The 5,911-nt window shown below is 75.0% G+C and carries 5 protein-coding genes and 1 pseudogene; 2 read left to right on the top strand and 4 right to left on the bottom strand.

The features are described from left to right. Positions 1–813, top strand: an 813-nt coding sequence (locus E4P40_RS25665) for a hypothetical protein (protein WP_245160586.1), incomplete at its 5' end; no start/stop codon positions are given. Here E4P40_RS25665 and nudC read toward each other — a convergent pair. The 4 genes from nudC to E4P40_RS25685 all read right to left on the bottom strand — a co-directional run bounded on the left by nudC (position 806) and on the right by E4P40_RS25685 (position 5,479). After that, a complete protein-coding gene (gene nudC, locus E4P40_RS25670) occupies positions 806–1,783 on the bottom strand; it encodes an NAD(+) diphosphatase (RefSeq protein WP_135161155.1) in 978 nt (325 codons plus the stop codon). The two genes, E4P40_RS25665 and nudC, sit on opposite strands and share 8 nt — an antisense overlap. Next, on the bottom strand, positions 1,780–3,141 hold the full coding sequence (locus E4P40_RS25675) for a pitrilysin family protein (protein ID WP_135161156.1): 1,362 nt from the start codon (positions 3,139–3,141) through the stop codon (positions 1,780–1,782). The genes nudC and E4P40_RS25675 overlap by 4 nt, the downstream gene beginning before the upstream one ends. Continuing rightward, positions 3,138–4,448, bottom strand: coding sequence for a pitrilysin family protein (locus E4P40_RS25680; RefSeq protein WP_209305519.1), 1,311 nt, complete (start codon positions 4,446–4,448; stop codon positions 3,138–3,140). The genes E4P40_RS25675 and E4P40_RS25680 overlap by 4 nt, the downstream gene beginning before the upstream one ends. Before the next feature lie 134 nt (positions 4,449–4,582). Further along, on the bottom strand, positions 4,583–5,479 hold the full coding sequence (locus E4P40_RS25685; RefSeq protein WP_135161157.1) for a DUF2510 domain-containing protein: 897 nt from the start codon (positions 5,477–5,479) through the stop codon (positions 4,583–4,585). A gap of 61 nt (positions 5,480–5,540) precedes the next feature. Between E4P40_RS25685 and E4P40_RS25690 the strand changes: the two are divergent. Beyond that, positions 5,541–5,911, top strand: a pseudogene (locus tag E4P40_RS25690) (methyltransferase); the annotation flags it as partial.

Here is a 5,911-nt window from a genome sequence, read left to right on the forward strand (position 1 = left end):
GATCTACGAGGAACCCGCCCCCGCCTCCCGGTCTTCGTCCGTGCGGCCGGTCCCCGCGCCGGGACGTCGGCCCCAGACCGTGGTCGCCAGCATCCCCCCGCCCGCGCCGCGCGCCCGGCCGCACGGCACCGGCGCCGTCGCCGCCGCGGACGGCCGGTCCTGACCCGGCCGGAGCCGCTCACCCCGCACGCGCTCGCCGGCCGCCTCGCCGCGCTGCTCGCGACGACCCCTCCCGGATCGGGCACGACGGCGCTCCGCGTGGCCGTGGACGGTCCGGACGTCGCCCGTCCCACCGAGCTGGCGACCGCGATCGCGGCCGAGCTCCCGGCACTGGGCCGCCCGGCCGTCGTCGTCCCGGCCGCGGGGTTCTACCGCCCCGCGTCGCTGCGGCTCGAGCACGGCCGGACCGATCCGGACGCCCGCTACACCGACTGGCTCGACGCCGGGGCACTCGCCCGTGAGGTGCTGAACCCCCTGGGCCGTGGCGGCACCGGCCGGTACCTGCCCGCGCTGTGGGACCTGGTGACCGACCGGGCGGTGCGGGCCCGGCCGCAGTCGATGCCGGACGGTGGGGTGCTGCTCGTGCCCGGGTCGCTGCTGCAGGGCGTGGGCCTGGCCTTCGACGTCGTCGTCCACCTGCGGGTCGCGCCGGCGGCCCGGCGTCGTCTGACCCCGCCCGATCAGGCGTGGGTACTGCCCGCGTACGACCGCTACGACGTCGAGGTCGATCCGGCCTCCCTCGCCGACGCCGTCGTCCTCGCCGACCACCCCGACCGCCCGGCGCTCCTGCTCGCCGGCCGCTTCGTCAGCTGAACTCGCCGGCCATCCAGCGGTCGAGGATGTGCCGGGCGATCGACACCGGCGGCGGCAGGACCCGGGGCCCGTCGCCCGAGCGCAGCTCGTCGCGGGTGAACCAGCGGGCCTCCTCGATCTCGTCCGGATCGAGCCGGAGGGTGTCGTCCCCCTCGGCGCGGGCGACGAACCCGAGCATCAGCGACTGCGGGAACGGCCACGGCTGGCTGCCGACGTAGGTGACGTCGGTGACCTGCAGGCCCACCTCCTCGGCGACCTCGCGCACGACCGCCGCCTCGGCGGACTCTCCCGGCTCGACGAAGCCGGCGAGGATCGAGAAGCGCCCGGGCGGCCACACCGCCTGCCGGCCGAGCACCACCCGGTCGGCCCCGTCGTGCACGAGCATGATCACGGCCGGGTCGGTGCGGGGGAAGATCTCCGCGCCGGTGGACGGGTCGCGCTGCGACCAGCCCGCCCGCTCGATCGTCGTGGCCGCACCCGACAGGGGGCTGAACCGGTTGCGCTCGTGCCACTCGAGGATGCCGATGGCCTGCACGAGCAACCCGGCGTCGAGGTCGCCGAGGTCGGCGCCCAGCTCGCGGAGCCCGGCCCAGGCGGCGACCGGCCGGCCGTTGACGGTGAGGGACCGTTCCCCGCGGACCGCCGCGTAGGGCACGCCGTCTGCCTCGCCGAGGTAGATGGCGCCGACGGGCAGCTCCGGCTGCTCGTCCCAGACGAGCTGCGGCCCGCCCGGCCCCTCCTGGACGGGGACGGCGCGCTTCCCGTCCACGGTCAGGACGCGGACCGCCCGCCCGCCGGTCGGGTCCGGCAGCGACCGCGACAGGTGACCCCGGTCGTGCGCGACCCTCGAGAGCACCGGGACGGCGCCGTTCGACGCCGGCGTGCCCGCGGGCCAGGCGGTCTCCAGTGCCGACCGCTGCTCCGGCGGCGGGTTGTCCGCCGCGGTGCTGCCTCCGGCGGGAACGCTCATGCCGAGGCACTTCCCCCGAGGGTGACCGGCGCGAGCGCGCGCAGCGGCTCGCCGACCTTGTCGGCGTCGCCGACGACCACGGCGGTCAGGGCGGAGGACGCCAGGTAGCGCTGCGACGCCTCCTGGACCTGGTCCACGGTGACGCCGGCCAGCGCCCGCTGGTGCTCGGCGAGCCAGTCCACGGGAAGCCCGGAACCGATCAGGGCGGACAGCGTGCTGGCAAGCCCCGCGTGGGTGGCCGTCGACAGGGCCATGCTCCCCAGGATGTAGCGCCGGGCGCCGTCCAGCTCGGCCTCCGTGACCGGGGTGAGGGCCATCCGGCCGAGCTCGTACCAGGTCTCCAGCAGCGCGGGCCCCGTCACCTCCGTGGCGACGTCGGCCTCGACGAGGAACGAGGACCCCGCGGTCTGGTGGTCCACCGAGCTGCGCGGGCTGTAGGTGTAGCCGCGGCGCTCGCGGATGTTCTCGACCAGGCGCGAGGAGAAGTACCCGCCGAAGATCATGTTCGCCAGGCGGACGGCGGCCAGATCCGGGTCGGTGCGCGACGGTGCCGGACCACCCAGGCGGAGGTTGGACTGCACGGCCCCCGGCCGGTCGACCAGTTCGATGCCGGACGGGTGCAGCTCGGTCGCGGGTGGTGGCTCGACGGCGGAGCCGCTGCCCGACCAGCCGGTCAGCGCATCGGCGACGACGTCCGCCACCGCCCGGGGGTCCAGGTCTCCGACGAGGACGAGCGTGCTGCCGGCGGGCAGGACGCGCTCGCGGTGCAGCGCCCGGAGTGACTCGCCGTCGACGGCCGCGACCAGGTCGGCGTCGGGCAGCGCGATCGCGTAGGGGTGGTCGCCGTAGCGGCGGGCGGCCAGTGCGGCCCGCGCGATGACGCCGGGCTGCGAGCGGGCGATGGCGATGCGCTCGGCCACCCGGTCGCGCTCGCCCTCGACGCGGTCGTCGGGGTAGGTGGCGTCGGAGAGCAGCTCGGCGAGCACGCCCAGCACGGGGGCCAGCCCGTCGGGCAACAGGGTGGTGGCCAGCAGCAGCCGGTCGGGGTCGCTGGAGACCGAGAGTTCGGCGCCGTGGCTCTGCAGCAGCTCCGCGATGCCGTTCTGGTCGTGCGACGTCGTCCCCATGAGGACGGCACCGGACAGGACCGCGCCGCGGGCGGTGTGCTCGTGCGCCGTCTGCGCACCGGACGCCGCGAACGGCACCCGCAGGCGGAGCTCGATCAGCGGGACGCCCGGACGCGGCACGACCACGACCCGCAGGCCGTTGGGCAGCGTCGACTCCGCGGCCACCGGAACCGGCTGTGGCCGCGGCTCGCCGAGCGGCGGGACGAGGGAGAGGTCCGGAGTCGTGGTCATCGCGGCCCTCCGGTGGCCCGCAGCTCCAGGACGGCCGCGGTCTCCGGGTCGAGACTGCGGGCGGCTGTCTGCACCTGGTCGGGGGTCACGGCGGCGAGACGGGCGGCGAGCTCACCGGCCAGCTCCGCGCGGCCGTGGATGAGCTCGGCGGCGGCGAACCCGAGCGTGCGCCCGAGCACCGAGTCGGCCTGGCGGAGCAGCTGGGCCTCCGTGCGGGCCTGCACCCGGCGCAGCTCGTCGACGCCGACGCCGTCGGTGGCGACGCGAGCCACCTCCTCGTGCACCGCGCCGAGCACGCGCTCCGGGGCGACGCCGGCGGGGTGGTGCACCTGGGTGGTGAGCAGGGTGGCGTCGCGGACGTCGAACGGGTCGCCGAACAGGCCGACGTAGCTGCTCTGCGCGATCGCGATGCGGTCGTCGTGGACGAGCCGGCGTTCCAGCCGCGACGCGTCACCCTCGCTGAGCAGCTCGGCCAGCAGGACCGTGCCGAGGTAGCTGTCGAAGTCGGCGATGGGGTCGGGCACCCGCCAGCCCAGCGCGAGCGCCGGCGCGGTGGCCAGCGGGTCCTCGACGACCGTCGAGCGGCCGGTGGTGGGCCGGGGCTCCCCGGTGTTCGGCACGGTCGGCACGGTGCGGGCGGGCACGGGGCCGAACCAGCGCTGGATCAGCCGCTCGGTCTCGGACACGTCGAGGTCGCCGCCGACGCACAGGACGGCGTTGCCCGGTGCGTAGTACCGGGAGAAGAAGTCGGTCGCGTCGTCGACGGTCGAGGACTCCAGGTCGACGAACGAGCCGTAGCCGTCGTGGGTGTTCGCGAAGCTCTCGAAGGCGATCTGCGGCAGCTGCAGCCAGGGGAAGGCGCCGTAGGGCCGGTTGAGCACGTTGACCCGGATCTCCTCCTTCACCACGTCGATCTGGTTGCGGAGGTTCTCCTCGGTGATCGCCGGGGCGGCCATGCGGTCGGCCTCGAGGAACAGGGCCCGCTCCAGCGCCTCGGCGGGCAGCGCCTCGTAGTAGTTCGTGTAGTCCTGGTGCGTCGAGCCGTTGAAGGTGCCGCCGGCGGCCTGGACGAGGCGGGCGTGCTCCATCTTCGGCACGTTGGCCGACCCCTGGAACATCATGTGCTCGAAGAGGTGGGCGAACCCGGTGCGGCCCTCCGGCTCGTTGCGCATCCCGACGTCGTAGAAGACGCTCACCGCCACGACGGGCACGCTGCGATCGGGCGCGAGGACGACGCGGAGGCCGTTGTCCAGGGTGAACCGCTCCACCGGGTGCCTCAGGGTCAGTTCGGCCCCAGCTGTAGTCACGAAAGCGACATTAACCGCGGAAGACCCGCGACCGTCGACCGCACCACCGTCCTGGCTCACCTGGTGTGGTCCTGGCTCACCGTCGACGCTGAGCCAGGACCCCTGACGATCAGGTGACCTGATCATCATCGAGGTCACAGCACGTCGACGGCTTCGAGCAGGCGGTCGATGACCCCGTAGAGCTCGGCGTGCGTGTTCGGGATCGAGATGTAGAGCAGCGCGGGCGCCGGGCGGCCGACGTCGATGAGCAGCAGCGCGGCGCGCTCGCCGGTCGCGTCGTAGCCGGCGACGTCCCAGGACAGCTGGAACTCGTAGAGGTAGGCGGCGTGCCCGTCCACGGTGCGCGCCTCCTCGCGGAGCACCCGCCGCTCGTTCGGTCCCGGGTAGTAGTTGCCCCGGACGCTGTCGGCGACGGCCGCGGTGGTCGACGCGAGTGTGGACGCGCCGGCCCAGCCGTAGTTCTCGGCCAGCGGACCGGAGGTGCACTGGGCGATGAAGACCGAGTTGTCGGGCGTGACCTCCTGGGTCGTGAAGTACTGACCGGCGATCGTGGTCACCTCCTCCTGCGGGAAGAGGTCGAACTCGTACCAGCCGTCGCCGAGGAACGGGTAGGAGATGCCGGCGTTCTCGTCGATGATCCGCACGGTGCCCGGCGCGAACGTCGGCCCGGCCGGCGGCTGCCCCGCCGAGGACGGCGTCGGGGTCGCGATGGGGTCCGCACTCCCGCCGGACCGCCCGATCACGACCCCGATGCCGATGACCAGCACGAGGACCAGAAGCGAGACGCCGACGATCCACCCGGTCCGGCTCCGGTCCGGGTCGCGGTCGCCGGACGACAGGAACTCCGTCGGCGCCGCGGGCGGCCGGCTCGGCGGGGCCAGCACCGGTGACGACTGGACGGCGACACCCGGACCAGCCGGCGTGGCGACGTCGGACCACGACGCACCGTTCCACCACCGCACCAATCCGGCCGTGCCGTCGGGATCGGGGTACCAGCCGGGCGGCGGGGCCGGCTGCGGGGATCCGGTCACGGCCCCACCCTAGGACGGCGACCGCCGCGGCCGGGCCACCCGGCGGTACCGTCGCCGCCCCATGACCGACCCGATCGTCGACACCGCCGTCGTGGCGCGGCTGCGCGCCGCCGGCTGCGTGTTCGCCGAGGACGAGGCACGCCTGCTGGCGGAGGCGGCGGCGACCCCGGACGCGCTCACCGCGCTGGTCGGCCAGCGGGTCGCGGGCCTCCCGCTGGAGCACCTCCTCGGGTGGGCGGAGTTCTGCGGCCTGCGCATCGCCGTCGATCCGGGCGTGTTCGTGCCGCGCCGGCGCACGGAGCTCCTGGTGCGGGAGGCCGCCGCTCGCGCGCCGTCCCGGCCCGTCGTCGTGGACCTGTGTTGCGGCTCGGGGGCGGTGGGCGCCGCGCTCGCCGCCGTCCTGGACGTCGCCGAGCTGCACGCCGCCGACGT

It is taken from the genome of Blastococcus sp. CT_GayMR20 (assembly GCF_004570345.1).

Coding starts and splice junctions, on each gene's coding strand:
- E4P40_RS25675 (WP_135161156.1), bottom strand. CDS start 3,141: ATGACCACGACTCCGGACCTCTCCCTCGTCCCGCCGCTCGGCGAGCCG.
- nudC (WP_135161155.1), bottom strand. CDS start 1,783: ATGAGCGTTCCCGCCGGAGGCAGCACCGCGGCGGACAACCCGCCGCCG.